The following is a 23,180-nucleotide window of genomic DNA, read 5'->3' on the forward strand; positions in this document are numbered from 1 at the left end:
CCCTTTCCAGTCAACCCTTTAACAGGACTGCGGCTTTATGATTTCACGTATTTTGATTCTCGGTATAAACGGCGGCTCACTGGCCGCGATCGTGCTGCGAGGTTGTATCGAACCACACGAAGGCTACCCGAAAACCTGGCGTTGATAGGCGCCCTCTGCTATGCCAGGCGCAGCTCAGCAGGCGGGCACCGCGACCATCTGGAGCCACCACCGCGACCTATGCAAGTTCAACGGGGTCATGGTTCGCGATCCCTACGCCGATTTGCAAGTTTGCCGGGCGTGACTGGCAACCGCCGCCATCGTGCCAAATCGTCGGATGCGCAGGCACTCGACGGAAATCGCCGGGTCGGCATACCAGGCGAGCGAGCGCAACGCCGACGGGCTATAGGCGCGTAACGAGGTGACGAACGCATCGTGTGCCAGCAGGTCCAGCCGAGTCAACGGTAACGCCGCCGCCAACGCGACCAGGTGGACAGGTGCCGGCGGCCTGCGGACGTCGATGATTAACAACTTGCTCGCTGCCCGGGTCCCCTCAGCGAACACTCGGGCGGCCAGTGCAGGCGGCAGGCCACTCAACGACAGCGCAAACACCGCAAGGTCGTAGTACCCGTCCTGGACGTCGATCGCGGTGGCGTCCATTTCCCGCACCGTGGCGCGTGGGTGGCGGCCGAGGTCGCTGGCGGCGATCTCGGCCACGAACATGGGCTCGATGTCGGTGACCGTCACCTGGGCGGTGGGGTGATACTCCAGCAGCTTGCGCGACAGCCCGCCGAGGCCGGCGCCAAGTTCGAGGATCTTCGGCGAGGGGATATCGGACACCTCATCAAGCGCCATCCGAGCGAAGCTTCCGTATGCACCGAAAAACCGTCGGCTTTGTCTGCGATCGAGTGCGTGAATGACGTTGCGCTTCAGATCGTCGACATCGTCACGGTCGAGATATTGCAGCCGGTTGGTCCGCAACCGCCGGTCCAGCCAGGAGGCATCTGGCCCGCCCCGGGGCATGCTCGCAATGTCGCTTGTCACTCTGCCCATGTAGGCCATCATTCTTCGACCGCAACCGGCTGGCCACCTTCGCGGTCATGTTCGTTGCCAGTGGGGTGTTTTTAACCCTGACCGTGCTGGTCGGCCTATGTGCAGACCATCGTGGAGTACAGCCCGCTGCGCACTGGCGTCGCTTTTGTCCCGTTCGGCATCACGGCGCCATCGGGGTGGCTGGTCGCCGGCCGGACGGGGAAGGCTCCACCTCTGCAGCGTCTTCGCCAAGCGCGGCGGAACGCCCTCCTGACTGTCTCCCGCAGGCCGCATCCCTGGGTAACAGCCGAAGCTAACGTCCACGACGAAAAACGCTGTTGCAGACTGCAATCCGCGCTTGTGCCCTCATTGCCGGTTGAGTATCTCCCTGTCGCTACCGGAGCCACCACTCTGTTTGCTGTCGCCTACTACTCTATGTGCGGGTCCTGACTACGCTATCGGCTTCATAAGCCGGACAACAGGATTGAAACCCACCACGCTCTGGATCATGCAATCGGTCGGGACGGTTGCAGGGCTAAGCCCGAGAGCCGCTGGCCAGAAATACCTAGTGCACTGAACTGTTCGCCCATGTCAAAGCGAAATTGGAGGACTGGTGAGTATCAATCCGTTCGGCGACGCCGGTATGCAGCGCTCGCTTCGACGGTTTCTTCGCTCCTCGGTCGGCGCCACACCTGTCACTCCAGTCGCCGGTATCGGTATGGCATGCCGACTTCCTGCCGGCATCGACTCGCCGGATCAGTTGTGGGAAGCGTTGCTGCGCGGCGATGACCTGGCCACCGCGACTCCGTTTGACCGATGGGACGCCGGTGGCAGGCGTGACAGCGCCGACATCGCCACCATTGGCGCCATTCGCGGGTCAGAAATGCTAAAGCTGGCGTCCGCGAACGCCGCTCAGCCCGAGAGGGTTTAAACCATGGGATCTGACAACCGCGTATCGCGGCGCGAGGGAGGCAAAGTGAGCGGACCCGAAAAACTCGACTTCTTCACCGAGAAGTCGCTCGTCGATGACCCCTACGACTATTACGACGCGATCCGTCGTTGCCCGGCATGGCGTGAGCCGGCGCACGGCGTGGTGATGGTGTCGGGATACGACGAGGCCCTCGCGGTGCAACGCGACGCCGACCACACTTTCTCGGTATGCAATATCGTCAGCGGACCATGGTCGGGGATTCCGACCAAAACCGACAGCGATGACATTACGGATCTGATCGAACGGCACCGCCAGACGGTTACATTTGGCGACTATTTCATTACGTTTGATCCTCCGAAACACACCGCGCACCGTTCGCTGTTGAGCCGTTTGTTTACGCCGAAGCAACTTAAAAACAATGAGGACTTCCTGTGGCGTCTCGCTGACGAGCAGCTCAACACCTTCATCGCGAATGGCAAGTGCGAGATCGTCATCGACTACAATTTTCCATTTACGCTCGACGCGATTACCGACCTGCTCGACGTGCCCGAGGCCGATCGTGAGCGATTCCGTCGCGCTGCGAGAGCCAGCAGGCTCGAAGGGGACCGTAGCGGTTTCGTTGGCGTGAAAGAGGAGTGGTTCGTCGAGTACATCGAGGAACGGCGGCGCAATCCGCGCGACGACGTCCTCACCGAGCTCGCGCTGGCAAAGTTTCCCGACGGCACGACACCCGACGCGATTGATGTTGCCCGCGTTGCCACCTTCATGTTCGCGGCCGGCCACGGCACGACGATCGACCTGCTAAGCCTTTCGATGCTCACGTTGGCGGAAAGACCGGACTTGCAACAGCAGCTACGAGAAGACAACTCAAAAATCCCAGCCTTTATCGAGGAGATGCTGCGTATCGAAAGCCCGATCAAATCGAATTTCCGTCTGGCGCGGCGCACCACCAAAATCGGCGACGTCGATGTGCAAGCCGGTACCAGCGTACTGGTGATGAATGGTGCGGCAAACCGCGACCCACGACGGTTCGACGAGCCCAACGAATTCCGCCTCGACCGCCCAAACATATTCCACCACATGGCATTCGGCCGTGGTGTTCACACTTGCCCTGGCGCCCCGATTGCGCGCGCCGAAGTGCGGGTGAGCTTGGAGCGAATCCTCAACCGGATGGCCGACATTCGGCTTTCCGAGGCCAAACACGGCCCGGCAGGCGCTCGTCGGCTCAAATGGGACAGCACTCTTCTGTTCAGACGCCTCAAGGAATTACACCTCGAATTCACTCCGGTTCAGTGAGCCGTTCATTGCCAAGACCGACAGATTGAGCTGCTATGTGGGGTCCATTGCTTGGGTTAGCGCTTTTGATAACGCTCAATCCGGTGCGTATCGGCATCATCCTTCTCGTGGTGTCGCGGCCACGCCCGGTGCCAAACCTGCTCGTCTACTGGCTTGGGTGCTTGACGGCGAGCGTTGTCTACCTGCTGATTCCGCTGGCCGTACTGCACGTCACACCGGCGTTTGCTGCTTTTACGAAAGATCTGACCACCCCGGGCACAGTCGCGCACTCCGTCATGGGGAACATTGAAATCGGCATAGGAGTGCTCGCGCTATCGATCGCCGCGCTGATGGCAGTGCGCTTCTCGGTGCGTGAGCGGGCGCCCGTGTTGGCAGCGGGCGGCGATACGGCGACGCTCGAGCCGGATCCGAATCCACCGACCGCGATCTCGCGGCTGCTGGGCGGTGCGCCGGATGGGGCGACCGAGGGCGGATCTGCAACCCGGCGGCCCCTTGGCCGTATCCGCGATGCGTGGGCGAACGGATCCCTATGGGTCACATTGGTGATCGGCGTCGCAATGGCGCCGTCACTCGAAGTGCTTTTGCTTGTACTCGCCATCATCCTGGCCGCGGGAGCCGCGACGGGCACACAGGTCATCGCCGCCATCGCGTTCGTCGTCGTAACGCTTGCGGTGGAGGAGGTCATCCTCGCCAGCTATCTGGTCACGCCAGGAACAACCCAAGCGTTAGTGCAACGGCTGCATGACTGGGGGAGGGCTCACCAGCGGAAGATCTTGGTAGCCGTGGTCGCAGTGATGGGGGTTTCGCTGACGGCCCACGGCATGGGCATCATCTGAGCCTCGGCGGTTTCAATTCGATGGGAATTACTTTGTCGCTGTGTAATTCACGTTCGCCGGCCACCCAGCGCTCAGCGCTTACCGCGCCGTCGCACACCATGTCGTCGGCTGCCCGTACGGCCCGCCCGGTGGATCCGGATCCGTCGTGCGCCGACTCGCAATCACACGCGATGTGCGGGCCGGACGATATTTGCTTGCTTGCCGTATCACGGAAGCCACCAAAACCGCTCGCATGGCTGCTAGCGTTCACAAAGACGGTTGGCCGGCTTGATGTTGTCGCCGTCCGAGATTTAGCTGGAGGTACCAAAAAAATGACCACGTTATCGTTGACTAAATTGGCTGTCGGAGCCTGCGGGCTGGCATTGTCGTTGAGCGCTGGGGCCGGGGTCGCGTCCGCCGATCGGGATCTAAGTCCGTTCGTCAACACGACCTGCAACTACGGGCAGGTGATGTCGGCGCTGCAGGCGGCAGATCCCCAAGCCGCGCAACGTTTCAACTCTTCGCCAGAGAGCGTCTCCTTTCTGCGTCAGTTCCTCGCCGCGCCGCCCGGCAGGCGCCAGCAGATGGCCCAGATGCTGGCCAACTCGCCAGGGGCCGACGAGCAGTTTGGACTTGTCCAGCAGGTCTTCAACACCTGCAACAACTACTGAGCAGATCGGGCACCGCTTTCTTGGTTTCGGCCATACCCATATCGGACTCCAGCACGCGGTGATTCTGCGCGCTGCTCGACACGCGCCGCTCGTCTCATCCTGCGACTTGTCCTGACCTGAATCGAAAAATGTTCTAGTACAAGGGCTGTGCCACGCTGCCCAGCCGGCATCCACCTTCGAAAACCGCTAGCCTTTGGAGTTCTTCGTGGCTACCCTCATCGGCGCTTTCCCGCTCATCAGCACGCTCCGTGATGCGGTCTTCCTCTCTGCGACCGTCAGCGAGATCGAAGACCTGACACCGAGGATGCTCCGCATCCGGTTCAGCGGCCCGCGCCTGCAGGGACTGACCTGGACGCCAGGTCAGCAGGTCCGGCTGAAGGTGGAGAGTCTGCGTGAATCCTGGTCAAGGATGCATGCATACCCCGTGCTGCGCACGTATTCCATCTACGACGCCGACCCCGACCTCGGCGCACTCGACATCGTGATGTTCGACCACGACGGTGACCCGAATGACGCAACGCCCGCCAGACTTTGGGCGACGTCCACCTCCATTGGAGATCAAGCCCAAATCACCCGGCCCCAGGGCAATTTCGTCATACGCCATGATGCGCCCTACCACGTGTTCGCCGGCGAAGAAACCGCGTCGGTCGCGTTCGCCGCGATGCTTCGATCCATGCACCCAACCGCCGAGGTATACGGAGTGATCGAGGCCGCGACCCGCGCCGACCAGCTTCCCCTGGCCACACCCCTGACCCGGGTCGAGCGCGGTGACGCTCGGGCGGCGAGCTCTGCCGTGCTGGCCGAGGCCCTGCGCAGCCTCTCGCTGCCTGACTATCCCGGCATCGCCTACCTCGCCGGTGAGGCCCGCACCATCCAGACCTTACGCAAAATATTGATCACCGAGCGCGGCTGGGACCGACGCCAGATACGCACCAAACCCTTTTGGACTCCTGGCCGCACCGGCATGGAATAGACGCTATCTTTCTTCAAATCCATGTAGGACAAGCAGAAACAGGCCAGCGCGAGGCGGCCGCCGTTCTGCGCGACACCTCTCCAGACGGCCCCTAGGGAGGCAGGGATACGCGGTCACGCGCTCAGCGACCGCTGCGGGTCGAACAACGCGATGGGGTGGTCGGTCGCCCCATCGATGGCCAGGTTGGCAAGGATCTCGCCGACCACCGGAACGAATTTAAAGCCGTGCCCGGAGAATCCGCACGCCATGATGACGTCGGGGCATTGCGGGTGGCGCCCGATCACGAAGTGCCGGTCAGGTGTATTGGAGTACATGCACGTTGTCGCGTGCAGGCAGTTGCCCGCCAGCGCCGGTAATACCTCAGCGACCCGCGCCCTGATCTCGGTAATTTCCCGCTCGTGCACTGTTCGGTCGATGGTCTCCGGCGTACAGGCGATCCCGTTGCGGGCATAGCCAACTTTCACACCGCCCCGCGGTCCGTCAATTGCCGGTAGACCGTATACGTGTATGCCTGAGGCGTTCTCGTGGATGAAGACGGGGTGACCCTCGAACGTGCCAATACCGCCGATCGGGTCCAGCCAGTACATCACCTGACGTTCCACCGTGATGGGAACACCGAACTCACCCAGCACTTGCGGGGCCCAGGCGCCCGGGCAGATCACCAACTGCCCAGCGGCGTATGACCCGCGACCGGTAACGACCCGCATGCCGGCGGCGCTCTGGCTCCAATCCAGCACGGACTCACCAAATTGCAGTGTCGCGCCGGCTTTTTCGGCCGCTTCAAGATGTGCGTGCACCGCCAGCTCTGGTCGCACGAACCCGGCTTTCGCGTCGTAGAGCGCGCAATCTTCAGGGCCGGGAGTGAAGTTCGGGAACCTAGCGGTGATCTCGGCAGCGTCGAACAATTCATGCGGCAGATCCCATTGGCGGCTGGCCCGCAGGCTACCGGAAACGATCTGGCAGTCCGGTGGCCCGATGAAAAGGCCCCCAGTGAGTCGGTAAAGGTCGTGCTGAGAATCGGCAGCCAGCTTCTCCCACAGCTCGTAGGCGCGCAGCAACAGTGGAACATAACCGGAGTCCTCGAAATACGCCTGGCGGATGATCCGGGATCCACCGTGGCTGGATCCCTTGTTGTGCGCGGCCCAATGCCGCTCCAGGCCGAGCACCCGGAGTCCTCGGGCCGCCAAATGATAGGCGGCGGCACTTCCCATGCCACCCAATCCCACCACGACGACGTCGTAACCCTTTGTCGTGCCGACCATGTTGAGTTACCTCCGGCTGGAGGCCACACCGATAGTGCTGGTCATAACGGTGCTCCTCACCGCCCTTTAGTGTGCCCCCTGCGGCGGGCGGCCGCAGGCCATTTCCTATCGGACATGGCGGTCAAAGGGCCCGTTCTGAGGTCGGCAAAAGGTGTCCTTTGGCGTTTATTTTCGGCGTGCCGCGTCCGACGCCCGATGCTCATGGACCTCCGGTCCGTTTAGCTGCGAGGAGTAGGCGCTAGAAGCCAAGCCGATTATTGAGGTTCGTCTGTCGGTGATTCCTCTGCGCCCCAACGTGTTCCAACTGGACGCCAACAGAACTCATTGCTGCCCTGGCGGTGCCAGAGGTAGGTGTCGACACCACCCAAGCTGGTGCACATCACAAAGTTCCACACCGAACGGTCTGGTGGGATTGGTTTTTTGGCTAGCGCTGCTCCACTTTGGGAAATGGCATCGGGGGCCGAAATCGGCTGACCCTCCGTGGTGCTCCGGTGGATTCCGATGGCTCTGGCCGAGATCCGTTCGCCCGCCTCGGCCTGCCGCTGCATATTGGACGCTATGGCGCGGGCCGCGGTGTCCAGTTCCTGATAGCCGAGCTGACTATCGTCTTCCGCGCCAGTGGAATCGCCGATCGGCGTTGGGAGGGTACTGTCGGTTGTCATCCATCGGCCCCCCGACAACATGCTGGACTACATGTCATGCCCGGACCTTATGATTGCTTAAACCCCTCTTATGCAAGGTACGGCTAAGTAGAGTAGTGCGAACGCCCAGTTGGGGTAGTGGTGAGTAAAAAATCAGGAAACTGCCCTTGCAGTGTCTTGCGTTCCGCGGGTTGGAGTTCGATGCCGCGTGTCCGATGCGCGTAATCGCCCGTCGTCGTGGTGTTTTACCCCGCCGATGGGTGCCCCGTATGAGGACAATTGGGCAACCTCAAGACGATCGCCGTGGCCCCACCAGGGTCTGTCACCTAGTTGGCTAGTCAGTTCACTCATTATGGCGCCCAACGCTTTTGGCGGATTCGCGGCCCTTCCGCCACGCCGCTGCGCCGAGCCCGAGTGAGACACCGGATGGGCTTACCAGGGCAGAAAGTAATTGCGGAAACGCATCCCCACCGAGATCAAAACGCAACCGAGTTGTAGAGTACGTTGGCGGCCATGACATCGCTGCACGACAAGGTCGTTTTCATCACCGGCGGCGCCCGCGGGATCGGAGCCGAGACCGCTCGCCGGCTGTCCGCCAAGGGTGCCAAGCTCGTTCTGACCGACCTCAACGAAGCAGACCTGAAAGCTCTTGCCGCCGAACTCGGCGAAGAGCGGGTGCTGACGGTTGCGGCAGATGTGCGCGATCTGTCCGCGATGCAGGCCGCCGCCGCCCGGGCCGTCGAGCGATTCGGCGGCATCGATGTGGTGGTGGCCAACGCCGGCATCGCCAGTTACGGGTCAGTGCTACAGGTCGATCCCGACGCATTCAAACGGGTGCTCGACATCAACGTGCTCGGCGTCTTTCACACCGTGCGCGCCACTTTGCCCGCATTGATCGAACGCCGCGGCTACGTGCTGATCGTGTCGTCGCTGGCGGCTTACGCCGCCTGCCCCGGATTGGCTCCCTACAACGCCTCAAAGGCCGGCGTCGAGCTGCTGGCCAACGCGGTGCGGCTGGAGGTGGCTCACCGAGGTGTCAAGGTCGGTTCGGCCCACATGTCCTGGGTCAACACCGCCCTGGTCCGTGACACTCAGTCCGACCTGCCGGCGTTCAACCAATTGCTCGCCAGCTTCCCGTGGCCGCTGAACAAAACGACGAACGTTGACAAATGCGCGGCCGCTTTCGTCAAGGGCATCGAGGCCCGGCGCACCCGCGTCTACTGCCCGCGCTGGGTGGCGCTGTTCCGCTGGGTCAAGCCGGTGCTGTCCAGCACGGCGGGCGAGATGCCCTTGCACAAATCCACTGCCGAGCTGTTGCCCCAACTGGACGCGCAAGTTGCCGCGCTGGGCCGCTCCACCAGCGCCTATAACCGCGACCTCGGCGCCTCCTAACCGATGTCGGCCGCGCCTTCGGATGCGACGGCCGATACCCGGTTGCGCACCAGAAACCATCCGGCGCTCAGCGCCGGGGCCATCACGACCACCGTTGCGATGGTCCAGGTACCGGTCTGCCTGTCGAAGGCCATCATGACCAGAACGCCGGCTAGGAAAAGGAGGGTGAGATACCCCGAATAGGGTGCCCACGGCATGCGAAACTGCGGCCGTTGCACCAGCCCCGCCTTGGACAGCCGGTAGGCGCGCAGCTGACACAGCACGATGGTCGCCCAGCACGCGATGATGCCCGGCGCCACGATGTTGAGCACGATCTCGAAGGCCTCGCTGGGATTGAAGGCATTGAGGGCAATGCCGAACAGGCAGATGATGGCCGCCATCGAGATACCGACGTAGGGCACCCCGTTCTTGGACATCCGGGTCGCGAACCGTGGGGCGCTGCCACTGGAAGCCATCGAGTGCATGATGCGGCCGGTCGAATACAGTCCTGCATTCAGGCTGGACAGTGCGGCGGTGAGCACCACCACATTCATCAGGTCACCGGCGGCGTGAAAGCCGATCTTGGAAAAGAAGGTGACGAACGGGCTTTCGGTGGCCTGGTAGGAGGTGTACGGCAGCAGCAACGCCAGTAGCGCAACGGATCCGACGTAGAAGATCGCGATGCGAGCGATCACCGAGTTGATTGCGCGCGGCATGACCTTTTCCGGTTCGGCGGTCTCCCCGGCAGCCGTGCCCACCAATTCGACAGCGGCATAAGCGAATACCACACCCGAGGTGGTCAGCAGTACTGCGACGACGCCGGACGGAAAGAGCCCGCCGTGGTTGGTCCACAGACTCAGTCCGGTGCTGTGGCCGTCGATGCGATAGCGCCCCGCGAGGAAGATGAGCCCGACGACCAGGAAAGCGACCAGCGCGAACACCTTGACCAGCGCAGCCCAGAATTCCAGCTCACCGAACCACTGCACCGAGATCAGGTTCATCGACAACACGACCGCGAGGGCGATCAATGCCAAGACCCACTGTGGGATCGATTCGAAGGTCGTCCACCGCCGCAGATAGGTGGCGATCGCGGTGGTGTCGACGATGGCGGTCATCGACCAGCCGAAAAAATACATCCAGCCGATGGCGTAGGCGGCCTTCTCGCCGAAGAATTCGCGCGCATAGGACACAAACGAGCCCGACGACGGGCGATGCAGAACCAACTCGCCCAGCGCTCGCAGGATCAGGAAGACGAACAATCCGCATATGGCGTAGATCAGGAATATCCCGGGTCCCGCCTTGGCCAGCCGGCCCCCCGCCCCCAGGAACAGCCCGGAACCGATCGCGCCGCCGATACCGATCATCTGCACCTGCCGGGGCTTGAGTCCCTTGCGGTACCCGGCGTCCTCGCCGAAGTCACCGACTGCCGTATCTGGGTTGCCATCCTCCGGCAACGCGGCCATGAAAACGTCCAATCTTGATCGTTGCCCAATTCCGGGCGCCAGTGCTGGGTTTACAGACGGGAGGTACCCACTCGGCGGGTTGTGCAGCGATGCTTCCGTATTCGGTGAGTGGAGGGCAAATTCGAGATCGACCACCAGGTGAGGGTCGCTGGTGGTGGCGACCCGCTACGAACGGCCGAAGCCGGGGCGACGGCGGCGCAGGTAACGCTCGAACTCCGCGGCCAGCGCATCGCCGTCGATCTTGCCCAGGGCGTCGTTCATGTCGACCTCGGCGTCGCCGCGCTGCTCCAGCGACAACACGTACTCGGCGAGGTCCTCGTCCTCGGCGGTCATCTCGGTGACTGCCTGCTCCCATTCCTCGGCGTCCGTCGGCAGGTCTGCCAGCGGCACCTCGATGTCGAGCACGTCTTCGACGCGGCGCAACAGGGCCACCGTCGCCTTCGGGTTCGGTGGCTGCGAGACGTAGTGCGGTACCGCCGCCCAGAACGTCACCGCCGGGATCCCGGCGGCCACACAGGAGTCCTGAAACACTCCGGCGATGCCGGTCGGCCCCTCGTACCGGCTTTCCTCGAGGCCGAAGCGTTTCGCCGATTCGGGGGAGTAGGCCGCGCCCGAAACCGGAACCGGCCGGGTGTGAGGGGTGTCGGCCAGCAGGGCACCGAGGATCACCACGGTGTCCACATTGAGCTTGTCGGCGATTGCCACCAACTCCGCGCAGAACGTGCGCCACCGCATGTTGGGTTCCACCCCATGCATCAACACGACATCGCGGTCGCTGCCGGGCGGCCGGCAGTGCGAGATCCGCATCGCCGGCCACACCAGTTCGCGGGTCACGCCGTCGACCTGCCGGATCACCGGACGATTCACCTGGTAGTCGTAATATGCCTCGTCGTCGATCTCCAAAATCGGATCGGCTTCCCAGATGGCCTCGAGGTGTTCGAGCGCATCGCTGGCCGCGTCGCCGGCGTCGTTCCACCCCTCGAACGCAGCCACGACGACGGTGTGGTGCAGTTCGGGCAATGCGGCTTCGCCAAAGGGAGGGCCGTCGGGCGGGGTCACAGAATTAGCCTACGGCCTTCGGCCCGCCAGCGATGCGGACCGTGCGCGGTCCGATGAGGGAGTCGGCCAATTGGATCGGGCTCCGATCTTCGGGGCGTGCCGGACGTGGCTTGTCGGCCGGCGGGCGTTTCATCCGGGCCTTTGCATAGAAGGACTATTCTTGTGTCTGTTGGCGGCCCCCGGCGCTCGTGTTCGATGAATTCAACTACCGGCGTCGTCGCGGTCGAGACGAAATACGCGTAGCGGCAAACTTGTTAACATGGGTAACTACCACATCGCCGACAAGATCCGTGAGCTGGTGCTTTAGGGCAATCGCGAGCGCCACGCAGGTCGGGTCGAGCTGGGCGTCCAGACGTCGGGTGACGACGTAGACTTTTCTGGTCGAGAGGCGTTGCAACGGTTTTCCGGTGCTTACCGGTATCCGCCACGCTCGGCAGAGTCAAGGACGCCTTCCACTACGGAAGGAACGTGCGTGAGCGCCTCTGAGTCACACTTCGAGCCGAACATCCGCCCTGACTGCACAGATGAACTGACTGCGGCTCTGCGCCAGCGGATCATGGTGATCGACGGCGCGATGGGCACGGCGATCCAGCGCGACCGGCCGGACGAGGCCGGCTACCGGGGCGACCGGTTCACCGAGTGGCCGACCGCTCTGCAGGGGAACAACGACCTGCTCAACCTGACGCAGCCACAGATCATCACCGGGATCCACCGCGAGTACCTCGACGCGGGTGCCGACATCCTGGAAACCAACACCTTCAACGCGAACGCGATCTCGCTCTCCGACTACGACATGGCGGACCTGGCCTACGAGTTGAACTACGCCGGCGCCGCCCTGGCCCGCAAGGCCGCCGACGAGTACAGCACCCCGGAGAAGCCCCGCTACGTGGCCGGCGCCATCGGCCCGACGACGCGGACCGCGTCGATCTCGCCCGACGTCAACGACCCCGGGGCCCGAAACGTCTCCTACGACCAGCTGGTCGCCGCCTACCTCGAAGCCGCGAACGGCCTGGTCGACGGCGGTGCCGACCTGATCATCATCGAGACGATCTTCGACTCGCTGAACGCCAAGGCGGCGGTGTTCGCCGTCGAGACGCTGTTCGAGGAGCGCGGACGCCGCTGGCCGTTGATCATCTCGGGCACCATCACCGACGCGTCCGGGCGGACGCTGTCCGGTCAGGTCACCGAGGCATTCTGGAACTCGATCCGGCACGCGCGGCCGATCGCGGTGGGCCTGAACTGCGCCTTGGGCGCACCGGAGATGCGGCCCTACATCGCCGAGGTGTCGCGGATCGCGGACACTTTTGTCTCCTGCTACCCGAACGCCGGCCTGCCCAACGCCTTCGGCGAGTACGACGAGACCCCGGAGCGGCAAGCCGGCTACATCGCCGACTTCGCCGAGGCCGGCCTGGTCAACCTGGTCGGCGGTTGCTGCGGAACCGCGCCGCCGCACATCGCCGAGATCGCCAAGGTCGTCGAGGGCAAAGCACCGCGTGAGCTGCCCCAGATCGAGGTGGCCACCCGGCTGTCGGGCCTGGAGCCGCTCAACATCAACGATGAGTCCCTGTTCGTGAACATCGGTGAGCGCACCAACATCACCGGCTCCGCCCGGTTCCGCAACCTGATCAAGGCCGAGGACTACGACACCGCGCTGTCGGTCGCCCTGCAGCAGGTCGAGGTCGGCGCGCAGGTCATCGACATCAACATGGACGAGGGCATGATCGACGGCGTCGCCGCGATGGACCGGTTCACCAAGCTGATCGCGGCCGAGCCCGACATTAGCCGCGTCCCGGTGATGATCGACTCCTCCAAGTGGGAGGTCATCGAGGCGGGCCTGAAGAACGTGCAGGGCAAGCCGATCGTCAACTCGATCTCCATGAAGGAGGGCGAGGAGAAGTTCATCCGCGAGGCCCGGCTGTGCCGCAAGTACGGCGCCGCGGTCGTCGTGATGGCCTTCGACGAGCAGGGTCAGGCCGACAACCTGGAGCGCCGCAAGGAGATCTGCGGACGCGCCTACCGGATCCTGACCGAACAGGTCGGCTTTCCTCCCGAGGACATCATCTTCGACCCGAACTGCTTCGCGCTGGCGACCGGTATCGAGGAGCACGCGACCTACGGGATCGACTTCATCGAGGCCTGCGCCTGGATCAAGGAGAACCTCCCCGGGGTGCACATCTCCGGCGGCATCTCCAACGTGTCGTTCTCGTTCCGGGGCAACAACCCGGTCCGCGAGGCGATCCACGCGGTGTTCCTGTATCACGCCATCAAGGCCGGCCTGGACATGGGCATCGTCAACGCCGGCGCCTTGGTGCCCTACGACTCGATCGACCCCGAGCTGCGGGACCGCATCGAGGATGTGGTCCTGAACCGTCGCGAGGATGCGGCCGAGCGGCTGCTCGAGATCGCCGAGCGGTTCAACAGTTCCGCGAAGACCGAGGACCCCAAGGCGGCCGAGTGGCGCAGTCTGCCGGTCCGCGAGCGGATCACGCACGCGCTGGTCAAGGGGATCGACGCGCACGTCGACGAAGACACCGAGGAATTGCGCACCGAGATCGCCGAGGCGGGCGGTCGCCCGATCGAGGTGATCGAGGGTCCGCTGATGGACGGCATGAACGTCGTCGGTGACCTCTTCGGCTCCGGAAAGATGTTTCTGCCGCAGGTGGTGAAGTCGGCCCGGGTGATGAAGAAGGCCGTGGCGTATCTGCTGCCGTACATCGAAAAGGAGAAAGAACAGAACGGCACTGCAGCAGCGAAGGACACCAACGGCACGATCGTGATGGCGACCGTGAAGGGCGACGTCCACGACATCGGTAAGAACATCGTCGGGGTTGTCCTGCAGTGCAACAACTTCGAAGTGATCGACCTCGGTGTGATGGTGCCCGCCGAGAAGATCTTGGCCGCCGCCAAGGAGCACGAGGCCGACATCATTGGGCTGTCGGGACTGATCACCCCGTCGCTGGACGAGATGTCCAACTTCGCCGTCGAGATGGAACGCGAGGGGCTGGAGATCCCGCTGCTGATCGGTGGCGCGACCACGTCCCGCGCGCACACCGCCGTGAAGATTTCGCCGCGTCGCAGCGGTCCGGTGGTCTGGGTCAAGGATGCGTCCCGCTCGGTGCCGGTGGCTGCTGCGCTGCTCGACGACAAGCAGCGGCCCGGCCTGCTGGAGGCCACCGAGAAGGACTACGCGGCGCTGCGCGAACGGCACTCGCAAAAGAACGACCGGCCGCTGCTGACGCTGGAGAAGGCCCGCGCGAACCGGACACCGATCGAATGGGACGGCTACACCCCGCCGGTGCCCGCCATCGGCGTGGGAGTGCGGGAATTCCTGGACTACGACCTCGCCGAGTTGCGTGAGTACATCGATTGGCAACCGTTTTTCAACGCGTGGGAGATGAAGGGACGCTTCCCCGACATCCTCAACAACCCTTCCTCGGGTGAGGCTGCCCGCAAGCTGTACGACGACGCCCAGCAGATGCTCGACACCCTGATCAAGGAGAAGTGGCTGACCGCCAACGGGGTCATCGGCTTCTTCCCCGCGAACGCCGTCGGCGACGACATCGAGGTCTACACCGACGACACCCGCACCGAGGTGCTGACCACGTTGCATAACCTGCGCCAGCAGGGCGAGCACCGGCAGGGCATCCCGAACCGGTCGCTGGGCGACTACATCGCGCCCAAGGACACCGGCCTGGCCGACTACGTCGGCGCTTTCGCCGTCACCGCGGGGCTCGGCAGCCAGGAGAAGATCGCCGAGTTCAAGGCGGCCCTGGACGACTACAGCGCGATCCTGCTGGAGTCGATCGCCGACCGGCTGGCCGAGGCGTTCGCCGAACGGATGCACCAGCGGGTCCGCAAGGAGTTCTGGGGATTCCAGCCCGACGAGCAGTTGGACAACGACGCACTCATCGACGAGAAGTACGTGGGAATCCGCCCCGCACCCGGCTACCCGGCCTGCCCGGAGCACACCGAGAAGGCGACGCTCTGGAAATTGATGGACGTCAAGGAGCGGACCGGTATCGAGTTGACCGAGTCGATGGCGATGTGGCCCGGTGCCGCCGTCAGCGGCTGGTATTTCTCGCACCCGCAGTCCCAGTACTTCGTGGTCGGCCGGATGGCCCAGGACCAGGTCGCCGACTACGCGAAGCGCAAGGGCTGGACCCTGAAAGAAGCCGAGCGCTGGCTGGCCCCGAACCTCGCCTACAACCCCGAGGACTGAGCCTGGACGCTGGTGTCTGAATCCAGCCCGCCGGTATCTGAGTCTCAGCCGCCGGTGTCTGAGTCCCACCCGCCACAAGAGTCGCGGCCGCGGCAGGTGCACACTTTTGGCCGCCTTTGAGCGACAACTGGTTTCGCCGACAGCGCTGTCGCTCAGATGCGGGCACATCGACAGTCGCCGGACTCAGGGACTGCTGTGACTCGTGTGAGTCGGGGACCTTTCTTAGACGCGCATCACCGGGCTCAGCGCGGATAGCGGAATGTGCGCCTGGACGGTGCCGCCGTCCATGAACCACTGCGGCAGGCCGGGGGAGAAGTTGATCGGCTCGTCGTGGCCGACCGGATAGTCCGGCATGTAGATGATCAACTCGTCGGGCGTCAACGCCCACGCCTTATATGCGCCCGAGTAGACCTTGTCGGGAGTCCAACGGTCGAGGATAAACGGGTATGTGCCCGGATCATGTTGTGGTGGAGCCTGATTGAGCGCCGTATCGATAAACGGCGCCGCCAGTGGGGGAATGGCGGTCAGCGGATTCGACGTGGTCAGATCCGCCAGCTGCACCCGCCTACCGCTTGCCATGTCGAAGGTGAAGGTCCGGTAGGCGTTGTTGGGCTTGGGCCCGTCGGCGTGATAGTCCTCGTGGAACACCGCGCTGAGCAGGTTGCCGTGCCGGAAGACCTCGAAATTCTCCTCGCCGTAGCTGTCAGCGGCCATGCTGCCGTTGGCGTTCTTCCAGTTGCTGACCAGGGTGTGCAGGTAGTCCCGGATCACCGGGCCAGTGGTCGGGTTGTCGATCAGATCGTCGGGCACCGCGACCTTGATGTCGCGCACGGCGTTGCGTTCCGAGGTCACCGAGGTGTGGCAGTACTGACCGTCCCAGTTGCCGCCGAGCTCGCCACAAAATGACGGCGCCGACGCGTGCGCGACCGGGGTGCTGGGAATCGTTGCGGCCGTGACCAATACGATCGCCGCTGACAATCTCTTGAGCATCAGATGGCTCCGCTCGGCTCAGAGGAGTTGGACTTTGCTTGCCCGCCAGCGACCGTCGACCTTCTCCATGGTCATCTTGATCCTGCTGCGGTCGATGCGCGGGTCGGGGGCGGCCGTGTTGGTGACGGTCTGGTCGATGAAGAGCAGCACGACGACCTTGTCCATAGATTCGGTCTGGATGGCCGAGTCCACCACCACGCCATGCGCAGTCGCCTTGTTGTCGATCAACAGCTGCCGCAGTTTGACGCTGGACTGGGTGTACATGTCCTTGAACTCACCGGTCGCGCCGTCGAGCACCTGCTTGAAGTTGTCGTCGACCTTGTTCGAATCGATGCTCGTCAGCACCTGCGCGTAGGCGATGGCCGCCTGTTGGGCCTGTTCACCAGCCAGCTTCAGCTGATGGTCCTGCCATTGCCGCCAGCCGAGGAACCCCGAAACAGCGAGCGCGGCAATGATTAACACCGGCAGCACGCTGCGACGCAGATACTGGCGCCAGGGCCGTTTACGCCGTCCGGTATCGGGCCGCTTGCGTTTGAGCAGTCCGGCGTCTTCGTCCTCGTCACCCTCGTCGGGAGTCGAGTCGTCGGGCGCCTCGGCGGATTCGTCGGCCGTGTCCTCGGGTGCGTCGGCACGTGTGTCGTCGATGTCTTCGCGTGCAACCGCCGGAGTTTCGGCCCCCGATTCCACGTCGGTGTCCGTGTCGGGTTTCCGGTTCTTCTTGGTAGTCACGCCCACGATCATCTCCTAAAGGTCGACGGGTTCAATTGCTCAGTGCGGCGGTTCGATCGGCAGCGCAGGACCGCCGTAAGGGGTGGGAATGGTGTAGCGGCCCCGAGGGGTCGGGTCGGTTCGCTGGCCCAGGTTCGCGCCCGGTGGCGGGCCCGCGGTGTCGTCGCCGCCCGGCCGTGGCGCGTTCTTGGCGCCGCGAATCGAGACCGCCGGGTCGTCGTCGCGGCAGTAGGTGTACATGAACGGCTCGTAGTAGTCGGCGGCGGACGGGGCGTGCGACGGTGTCCCGTAGTCGCAGACATACCGGGGATACAGGTCCGCCGTCGCCCAGACGCCGCCGTCGTGAAAGGCGCTCGTCACCGCGTCCAATACCGAGCCGCGGTAATCGGGGAACAGCGCATTGAGCGCCGGAATCCGTAGATACAGCAGCTGCGACATGGTGGCCATGCTGCCCAGCAACTGCACCATGGTGTCGGAATTGTCGGCGAACAGGTTGTCGACGCCCGACAGCGTGCGCGGTGTCTGACCTGTCAAGCGGCGATAGCCGGCCTGCATCCTGGCCACGCCGGTCAGCGTTCGGTTGAGTTCCGTTGCGGTGGCGCCCAATCCGTTGTTCTTGTCGCTGGCCAGGGTGAGTACGACGCGGCTGGTCTTGATGATGCTGGTGGTTTGCGGCAGCACCGAATCCAGCGTGGAAAGCAGGAAGGTGCCGCCGTCGACGATGGCGGTCAGCTTGGCCGGCCCGTCTTTGCTCAGGCTGAGTTCTTTCTTGATCAACTCGACCTTGTGCGGGTCGACTTGGGCCAGCAACCCGTCGGCGTCACCGAGCAACTGCGCCAAGCTGACCGGTACGGTCGTGTGGTCCAGGGTGATCAGGCTGCCGTCGTGCAGGTACGGTCCGGAGTTCGATGCGGCTTCGAAATTGATGTACTGCTCACCGGCCGGCGACAGCGCCGACACGTGCACGACACTGTTCGCCGGGATCCGCACCGTCGACGTGATGCTGGCGACGGCGTTGACCCCGTTGTCGGTGATCTGTAGCGACTCGACACGGCCGATGCGCACACCCCGCAGCGCGACATCCTGGTTGGGCAGCAGGCCGCCTGATTCGGGCAATTGCACGGTGACCCGGTAGGACGAGGCGAAGGGCTTCACCCGCAACGCGCCGACGAGCAGGTAGGCGGTGGCCACCACCAGGATGAGCACCAAGCCGGCCACCGACAGCCAGACCTGTTGTCGGTGACAGGTGCGCACTGCTCGGACAACGAGATTGGCAAAGTTGGCGACGGCCCGGATCACGGTTGCGGTCCTGGCGGCGGCGGGCCTGGTGGGGGCGGTTGCGGTAGCGGCGGAGCCCCCGGAGCGACATCGATTTGGCCGGGGATGTTGGGGTCCGGCATCACCGGAACCTGCGGCGAATTCGGCCCCCGGCCCACCACGCGCTCCTGCAGCCGCCACAGGGTGTATTTGAGTGTGCCGACGAGCAGGTTCACGTTGTAGTGGTGCGGTCCGTGCAGCCCGATGTCACCGGGGAATCCGATATCGGGGAGCGATCCGAGCATGATCTTGTCCACGCCCACATTCACCGAAATCGAGTTCCCCGCAGTCGATTTGACCAACGCGGGAATCAGCCGATTAATCGACAGCCAGCTGGTATCCGGGCTTATCGCAACGTCGTTGGCAGCTCCGGCGATCGTGTTCAGGTCGCGGACCATGCTGCGCCCGCTGGTATCGGTCCCGCCGATGGACGGGAACCTGGCCAGTAGCCGGGAGGTGTCGCCCACCTGTACGGCCAAATTGGAGAGTTGAGTGATGTTGTCGGCCAGGGCCGAAGTGGCGGGGCTGGCAGCGGACATCAGGTCGGTGATGGTTTGGTTTTTGGCATCGAGTTGGTCGGCCAGGCTGGACAATTGGGTCAACGCATGTGAGATCTGATCGGACCGGGCATCCAGCGTTCCGAGCAGCTCGTTGGACTTGCGGATCATATCTCCGAACGCCTGGCCCTGGTCGCCGGTCGCCTTGCCGAAACCGTTGATGATGTTGGTGAAATTGCGAACCGCCCCGCCGTTCACCAGTATCGCCGCCGAGCTCAGCACCGACTCGACGGTCGCGGCGGCCGCGGTTGAATCCAGGCCGATGGTGTCGCCGTCGCGAAGCAGCGGAACATCCGCAGGGTCGTCAGGCGGTGGCTTCAGCGCGACGAAGACATCGCCCAACGGTGTCGCGGTACGTAATTCGGCGGTGCTGCCTCGTGGCAGTTGCACGCCGTCCCTGATGCGCAGCCGGGTGACCGCGGTGTAGTTGCGTGCGACCATCGATTCGAGTTGCCCGACGTCGGCGCCGGCGAGCTTGACCTTGGCGTTCATCGGCAGGTTGAGCGCGTTGGAGAACACCGCGTTGAGCGAATATCCACCCGAACCCAGTCCCGGGGCCGGAAGGGGAAGGCTAGCAAGGCCATTCGTGGCGCACCCCGCGGTAACCATCGCCGCGGCCAGCACCGTCAGCATTCGCCGGGTGCTCGCGGCCGTCATTTCTGCCCCATCGCGGCCATGCCGTCGAGCACATACGTCAACCCGAAATCGGGGCCGAAGTCCTGGATGGTCCCAGTGCTGCAGCCTAGTTGCCGAAGGCCCATCAGGTTGCAGATCTCTTTGGTGTACTGGCTGTCGAAAAGCAATCGATCCGTGAGGAACCGGGCGCGCACGCTGCCGTTCGCCCGGTCGATCATGTTGTAGGCGTTGTCGGCCACCAGCGGAGCCAGGTCTAGGAGTTCGGCCAGGTCGCGCCGCTGATCGGTCACCGTCTTCAATGTGTCATTGCCGTGCAGCACGGCCTGCTTGATGTTGTCGCGGTTGGCATCGACGAGATCACCGGCCCGCTGGATCAGTTGGTCGAGTTTGTGTCCGGTGCTACCGGTGCCGATCTCCTCGTCGGCCATGATCTGGCTGACTTGGTGGATGGTGGAGGCGAATTCGCGCAACTTCGTGTCGTTGGCGGCCACGGCGTCGAACAGCGTGCTGATGTTTTTGACGATCGTGGTGACCTGCTCGCGGGTGGTCGCGCCACCGTCGCTGGACAGCCGCAGCGCCTTGGACAGCTCGCCCAGCGCCGCCTTGATCTTTTCGCCGTTGCCGTTGACCACCTCGGTGCCGCCGTTGAGCACATCGGCAATCGGTCCGCCCCCGTGGCCGTCGCCCTCGAGCGACTTGGTCACCTTATCCAAAACGTTGAGGACGCTGCTGAATTCGACGGGAGTCTTGGTTCGGGGCAACCCGATGGTGTCGTGGTTCTGCAGGGTCGGTCCGTCGTGATAGGGCGGTGTGAGTTCGATCTGCCGGTCGGTGAGGATGGAGGTCGACACGGTGACGGCCTGGGCGGCGGCGGGAACTTTGACGTGCCGGTCGACGGTGAATTCGACTTCGACGTAACCGCCCTTGGCGTTGATCTTGGTGATCTTGCCCACCGGCATGCCCAGCACCGCGACCTCATTGCCCTCGTAGAGACCTGAGGCGCTGTCGAATTGGGCGGTCACGGTAATGGTGTCCTCGTCGGAGCCCAGGTACCACGAGCCGATACCGAGCGTGGCCGCGATCACGGCGACCGCGGCAACAATAGCCGGCGCCTTGGCCCCGAGCCCCCTCACTTGCAGTCCTTGAAGTACTGGATCATGCCGAACTGCTTGGCGCGGCCACTGATCGCGCACATCCAGGAGTCGATGAGCGGGACGTTGGGGGCGTTGAAGTTGATCGCGTTGCCGTCACCGGTGAGGTTGGCCGCCTCGCGGAAGAAGATCGGGCTGGTTTGCAGCATGCTGTGCAACAGATCGTCGTGCGCTGACATCAAGTTGGTGAAGTCGCGCATGTCCTTGATCAACGCATCCAGCCCAGAGCGGTCGTTCACCACCACCTGGCTCATGGTGTCGACGAGGCTCGACAGCGACTGCATCATCGCGTGGAAAACGGCGCGCCGCGCCACGAATTGGCCCAGCAGGTCTTGGCCCTGGTCGACCAGAGCGCCGATGCCGGCTTGCTGGCGCCGCAACGTGTTCGTCACCTGCTCCGTGCTGCGCAGCAACTGTCCGAGCTGGTCACGTCGCACCGCGATGATCGACGACAACGTGTTGATGTTCGTGATCGCCTGTGGCACAACCGACGGCAGCCCCTCGAGCTGCTTGCCGAGCACCGCCAGCGACTGGGCGAACCTGTCGGAATCGACCTGCTCGAAAGTGGTGGTGGCATCCTGCAACGCGGCTTGCAGGTCGTAGGGGACCTCGGTGTGCGCCAGGTCGAAGGTGTTGTCGGGTAGCTGCGCCGGACCGGTGGGCTGCAGTGCGAGGTAGCGCGAGCCCAAAATGGTGGTGACCCTGATCTGTGCTCGAGAGTCCTTACCCAGCCTGATGTTGTCTCTGATCTTCAGCCCCGCCTCGACGTGGTCGCCGACGAGTTTCATGCTGGTGACGTTGCCCACCGGGATGCCCGCGACGACGATCGGGTTGCCGGCCCGCAGCGAGGCGGCCTGGAGAAACTCCGCGGTGTAATGCCGATAGCCGGCGCCAAGTGCGTGCACCAGCAGCATGACTCCGATCACCACCGCGACCACCGCGACCGCGATGAACCCAAGCCAGGTCTCGTTGTAGCTCTCCAGCGAACGCTTGGTCATCCGCGAAAGCCGTTGCCGTATGGACACCTCAGCCATCGACCGTGCTCCTGCACCTCGGCGTGTGCCAGGCCCTATTTCCGGGCGTGGCGGCATTGATGATGATCGGCACGACATCGTTGAGTCCGGGAAAGAAGCCCATGAAGTTCACGTCGCACACGTAGGCATTGCCGTAGGCGCCCTGATTGCCCACCCGGGTAAGGCCTTTGAGCAGCAGCGGGATGTTGTCGCCGAAGAACGCCACTTGCGGTTCGACGTCCATGATGTGCTTGGTGACACCGGGCTGACGATCGATGAATTCACGCAGTGCCGGGTACACGTCCGTCGCCGAAGCCGACAGCCGGTTGGTCACCCGGGCCAGCGAACCCACCGAGGCCACCAGGTCGGGGCGCCGTCGGTCGAGATCACCGACGACGCTGCGGGTCTGCGCGATGACCCCGTCGAGATTGTCGTTCTGTTGAGCGAGGTTGCCGACCACCTTGTTGAGATTGGTGATCACGTTGCCGAGAGCCTGATCGCGTCCCGCGAAAGTCTGGGTGAGCGTCGAGGTTTGACCGACGAGTGTGGTGAGCGATGACGTGTCACCTTGCAGCGACTGGATGATGCCTTTGGTGAGGTTGTCGGCGTCATGGGGGTTCAGCAGGCTGAACAACGGTTCGTAGCCGTTGAGCAGCGTGGTCACATCGAAAGACGGTTCGGTGCGCTCCAGCGGGATGGTGCTACCCGGGGGGAGGAGCGACGGACTGCCCTCCTTGCCCAGGGACAGTCCCAGATACCGCTGCCCGACGATATTCTGGTAAGTCACCGACGCGAGGGTGTTGCCGAACAGCCGCTGTTCTTGCTGAACCACGAACGAGACCTTCGCCAAATTGCCGTCCAGTTCCACCTTTTCGACTCGACCTACCCGCACGCCGGCCATCCGGACGTCGTCGCCCTCGCGAAGCCCGTACACGTCGGTGAACACCGCCGAGTATCTGGCGGTGTTTCCGGCCACGTCACGCCGCAGGCTCACGTACACCAGCCAGGTAAGCGTCAACGCGACGACCATGAACAATGTCAGTGCGATGAGTGGGCCTCGAAATCTCATGGACAT

At 63.6% G+C, this 23,180-nt stretch carries 19 protein-coding genes and 1 pseudogene; 8 read left to right on the forward strand and 12 right to left on the reverse strand.

The genetic code is table 11. From position 1 onward, the window contains the following. Nucleotides 1-252: 252 nt before the first annotated feature. Complete coding sequence (locus tag A5625_RS12400) at nt 253-1,041, reverse strand: class I SAM-dependent methyltransferase (RefSeq protein ID WP_082984384.1); 789 nt, start codon at nt 1,039-1,041, stop codon at nt 253-255. 2 nt (nt 1,042-1,043) lie between these two features. Between A5625_RS12400 and A5625_RS30115 the strand changes: the two are divergent. The 6 genes and pseudogenes from A5625_RS30115 to A5625_RS12425 all read left to right on the forward strand — a co-directional run. Beyond that, a pseudogene (locus tag A5625_RS30115) lies at nt 1,044-1,227 on the forward strand (MFS transporter); the annotation flags it as partial. A gap of 427 nt (nt 1,228-1,654) precedes the next feature. Beyond that, nucleotides 1,655-1,942 carry a beta-ketoacyl synthase N-terminal-like domain-containing protein gene (locus tag A5625_RS12405; RefSeq protein ID WP_082984385.1) on the forward strand — a complete coding sequence of 96 codons (288 nt, stop codon included), beginning with the start codon at nt 1,655-1,657 and terminating at the stop codon, nt 1,940-1,942. Between the two features lie 45 nt (nt 1,943-1,987). After that, nucleotides 1,988-3,238 carry a cytochrome P450 gene (locus A5625_RS12410; RefSeq protein WP_197516068.1) on the forward strand — a complete coding sequence of 417 codons (1,251 nt, stop codon included), beginning with the start codon at nt 1,988-1,990 and terminating at the stop codon, nt 3,236-3,238. A gap of 35 nt (nt 3,239-3,273) precedes the next feature. After that, complete coding sequence (locus A5625_RS12415; protein ID WP_066993680.1) at nt 3,274-4,074, forward strand: GAP family protein; 801 nt, start codon at nt 3,274-3,276, stop codon at nt 4,072-4,074. Between the two features lie 311 nt (nt 4,075-4,385). Beyond that, nucleotides 4,386-4,724 carry a hemophore-related protein gene (locus A5625_RS12420; RefSeq protein WP_066993684.1) on the forward strand — a complete coding sequence of 113 codons (339 nt, stop codon included), beginning with the start codon at nt 4,386-4,388 and terminating at the stop codon, nt 4,722-4,724. 205 nt (nt 4,725-4,929) lie between these two features. Continuing rightward, nucleotides 4,930-5,697, forward strand: a complete 768-nt coding sequence (locus tag A5625_RS12425; protein ID WP_197516070.1) for a siderophore-interacting protein — start codon at nt 4,930-4,932, stop codon at nt 5,695-5,697. Nucleotides 5,698-5,810: 113 nt separating this feature from the next. Here A5625_RS12425 and solA read toward each other — a convergent pair whose 3' ends face one another. Both solA and A5625_RS28345 read right to left on the reverse strand, forming a co-directional pair. Further along, complete coding sequence (solA, locus tag A5625_RS12430) at nt 5,811-6,959, reverse strand: N-methyl-L-tryptophan oxidase (protein WP_066993689.1); 1,149 nt, start codon at nt 6,957-6,959, stop codon at nt 5,811-5,813. A 254-nt stretch (nt 6,960-7,213) separates the two neighbouring features. Beyond that, nucleotides 7,214-7,621: a hypothetical protein gene (locus A5625_RS28345; RefSeq protein WP_082984383.1), complete on the reverse strand. Its 408-nt coding sequence runs from the start codon at nt 7,619-7,621 to the stop codon at nt 7,214-7,216. Between the two features lie 492 nt (nt 7,622-8,113). Between A5625_RS28345 and A5625_RS12435 the strand changes: the two genes are divergently transcribed. Next, on the forward strand, nt 8,114-8,992 hold the full coding sequence (locus A5625_RS12435; RefSeq protein WP_066993692.1) for an SDR family oxidoreductase: 879 nt from the start codon (nt 8,114-8,116) through the stop codon (nt 8,990-8,992). On the opposite strand, the gene A5625_RS12440 is transcribed toward A5625_RS12435, so the two are convergent. Together A5625_RS12440 and A5625_RS12445 are read right to left on the reverse strand one after the other, a co-directional pair. Continuing rightward, nucleotides 8,989-10,434 (reverse strand): amino acid permease, encoded by a 1,446-nt coding sequence (locus tag A5625_RS12440; RefSeq protein WP_066993695.1) that lies wholly within the window; start codon nt 10,432-10,434, stop codon nt 8,989-8,991. The two genes, A5625_RS12435 and A5625_RS12440, sit on opposite strands and share 4 nt — an antisense overlap. 165 nt (nt 10,435-10,599) lie before the next feature. Next, nucleotides 10,600-11,493, reverse strand: a complete 894-nt coding sequence (locus A5625_RS12445) for a PAC2 family protein (RefSeq protein WP_197516071.1) — start codon at nt 11,491-11,493, stop codon at nt 10,600-10,602. A gap of 472 nt (nt 11,494-11,965) precedes the next feature. Between A5625_RS12445 and metH the strand changes: the two genes are divergently transcribed. Further along, nucleotides 11,966-15,712 carry a methionine synthase gene (metH, locus tag A5625_RS12450; protein WP_066993698.1) on the forward strand — a complete coding sequence of 1,249 codons (3,747 nt, stop codon included), beginning with the start codon at nt 11,966-11,968 and terminating at the stop codon, nt 15,710-15,712. Nucleotides 15,713-15,934: 222 nt separating this feature from the next. Here metH and A5625_RS12455 read toward each other — a convergent pair whose 3' ends face one another. Genes A5625_RS12455 through A5625_RS12485 form a run of 7 tightly spaced genes read right to left on the reverse strand, consistent with a single transcriptional unit; the run spans nt 15,935 to nt 23,174 of the window. Continuing rightward, nucleotides 15,935-16,702, reverse strand: a complete 768-nt coding sequence (locus A5625_RS12455) for a mannan-binding family protein (protein WP_066993701.1) — start codon at nt 16,700-16,702, stop codon at nt 15,935-15,937. Nucleotides 16,703-16,720: 18 nt separating this feature from the next. Continuing rightward, complete coding sequence (locus A5625_RS12460) at nt 16,721-17,443, reverse strand: tetratricopeptide repeat protein (protein ID WP_066993703.1); 723 nt, start codon at nt 17,441-17,443, stop codon at nt 16,721-16,723. Between the two features lie 27 nt (nt 17,444-17,470). Then, the gene (locus tag A5625_RS12465; RefSeq protein ID WP_066993705.1) at nt 17,471-18,730 is read right to left on the reverse strand and encodes an MlaD family protein; all 1,260 of its coding nucleotides are present in this window, start codon (nt 18,728-18,730) and stop codon (nt 17,471-17,473) included. After that, nucleotides 18,727-19,962: an MlaD family protein gene (locus tag A5625_RS12470; protein ID WP_066993708.1), complete on the reverse strand. Its 1,236-nt coding sequence runs from the start codon at nt 19,960-19,962 to the stop codon at nt 18,727-18,729. Before A5625_RS12470 ends, A5625_RS12465 begins: the two co-directional genes overlap by 4 nt. Next, nucleotides 19,959-21,074, reverse strand: coding sequence for an MCE family protein (locus A5625_RS12475; RefSeq protein ID WP_066993712.1), 1,116 nt, complete (start codon nt 21,072-21,074; stop codon nt 19,959-19,961). The genes A5625_RS12470 and A5625_RS12475 overlap by 4 nt, the downstream gene beginning before the upstream one ends. Continuing rightward, the gene (locus A5625_RS12480) at nt 21,071-22,126 is read right to left on the reverse strand and encodes an MCE family protein (RefSeq protein ID WP_066993715.1); all 1,056 of its coding nucleotides are present in this window, start codon (nt 22,124-22,126) and stop codon (nt 21,071-21,073) included. The genes A5625_RS12475 and A5625_RS12480 overlap by 4 nt, the downstream gene beginning before the upstream one ends. Then, nucleotides 22,119-23,174 (reverse strand): MlaD family protein, encoded by a 1,056-nt coding sequence (locus A5625_RS12485; RefSeq protein WP_066993749.1) that lies wholly within the window; start codon nt 23,172-23,174, stop codon nt 22,119-22,121. The genes A5625_RS12480 and A5625_RS12485 overlap by 8 nt, the downstream gene beginning before the upstream one ends. Nucleotides 23,175-23,180 lie beyond the last annotated feature (6 nt).

Origin of the sequence: Mycobacterium sp. 1465703.0, from assembly GCF_001672975.1 — a bacterium.
Classification (GTDB): Bacteria; Actinomycetota; Actinomycetes; order Mycobacteriales; family Mycobacteriaceae; genus Mycobacterium.

Bases quoted from the DNA above. Each gene is read 5' to 3' on its own strand.
- A5625_RS12440 (WP_066993695.1), bottom strand. From the start codon at position 10,434: ATGGCCGCGTTGCCGGAGGATGGCAACCCAGATACGGCAGTCGGTGAC.
- A5625_RS12400 (WP_082984384.1), bottom strand. From the start codon at position 1,041: ATGGCCTACATGGGCAGAGTGACAAGCGACATTGCGAGCATGCCCCGG.
- A5625_RS28345 (WP_082984383.1), bottom strand. From the start codon at position 7,621: ATGACAACCGACAGTACCCTCCCAACGCCGATCGGCGATTCCACTGGC.
- A5625_RS12460 (WP_066993703.1), bottom strand. From the start codon at position 17,443: ATGATCGTGGGCGTGACTACCAAGAAGAACCGGAAACCCGACACGGAC.
- A5625_RS12405 (WP_082984385.1), top strand. From the start codon at position 1,655: ATGCAGCGCTCGCTTCGACGGTTTCTTCGCTCCTCGGTCGGCGCCACA.
- A5625_RS12485 (WP_066993749.1), bottom strand. From the start codon at position 23,174: ATGAGATTTCGAGGCCCACTCATCGCACTGACATTGTTCATGGTCGTC.
- A5625_RS12420 (WP_066993684.1), top strand. From the start codon at position 4,386: ATGACCACGTTATCGTTGACTAAATTGGCTGTCGGAGCCTGCGGGCTG.
- A5625_RS12480 (WP_066993715.1), bottom strand. From the start codon at position 22,126: ATGGCTGAGGTGTCCATACGGCAACGGCTTTCGCGGATGACCAAGCGT.
- solA (WP_066993689.1), bottom strand. From the start codon at position 6,959: ATGGTCGGCACGACAAAGGGTTACGACGTCGTCGTGGTGGGATTGGGT.
- A5625_RS12415 (WP_066993680.1), top strand. From the start codon at position 3,274: ATGTGGGGTCCATTGCTTGGGTTAGCGCTTTTGATAACGCTCAATCCG.
- A5625_RS12435 (WP_066993692.1), top strand. From the start codon at position 8,114: ATGACATCGCTGCACGACAAGGTCGTTTTCATCACCGGCGGCGCCCGC.
- A5625_RS12455 (WP_066993701.1), bottom strand. From the start codon at position 16,702: ATGCTCAAGAGATTGTCAGCGGCGATCGTATTGGTCACGGCCGCAACG.
- A5625_RS12470 (WP_066993708.1), bottom strand. From the start codon at position 19,962: ATGACGGCCGCGAGCACCCGGCGAATGCTGACGGTGCTGGCCGCGGCG.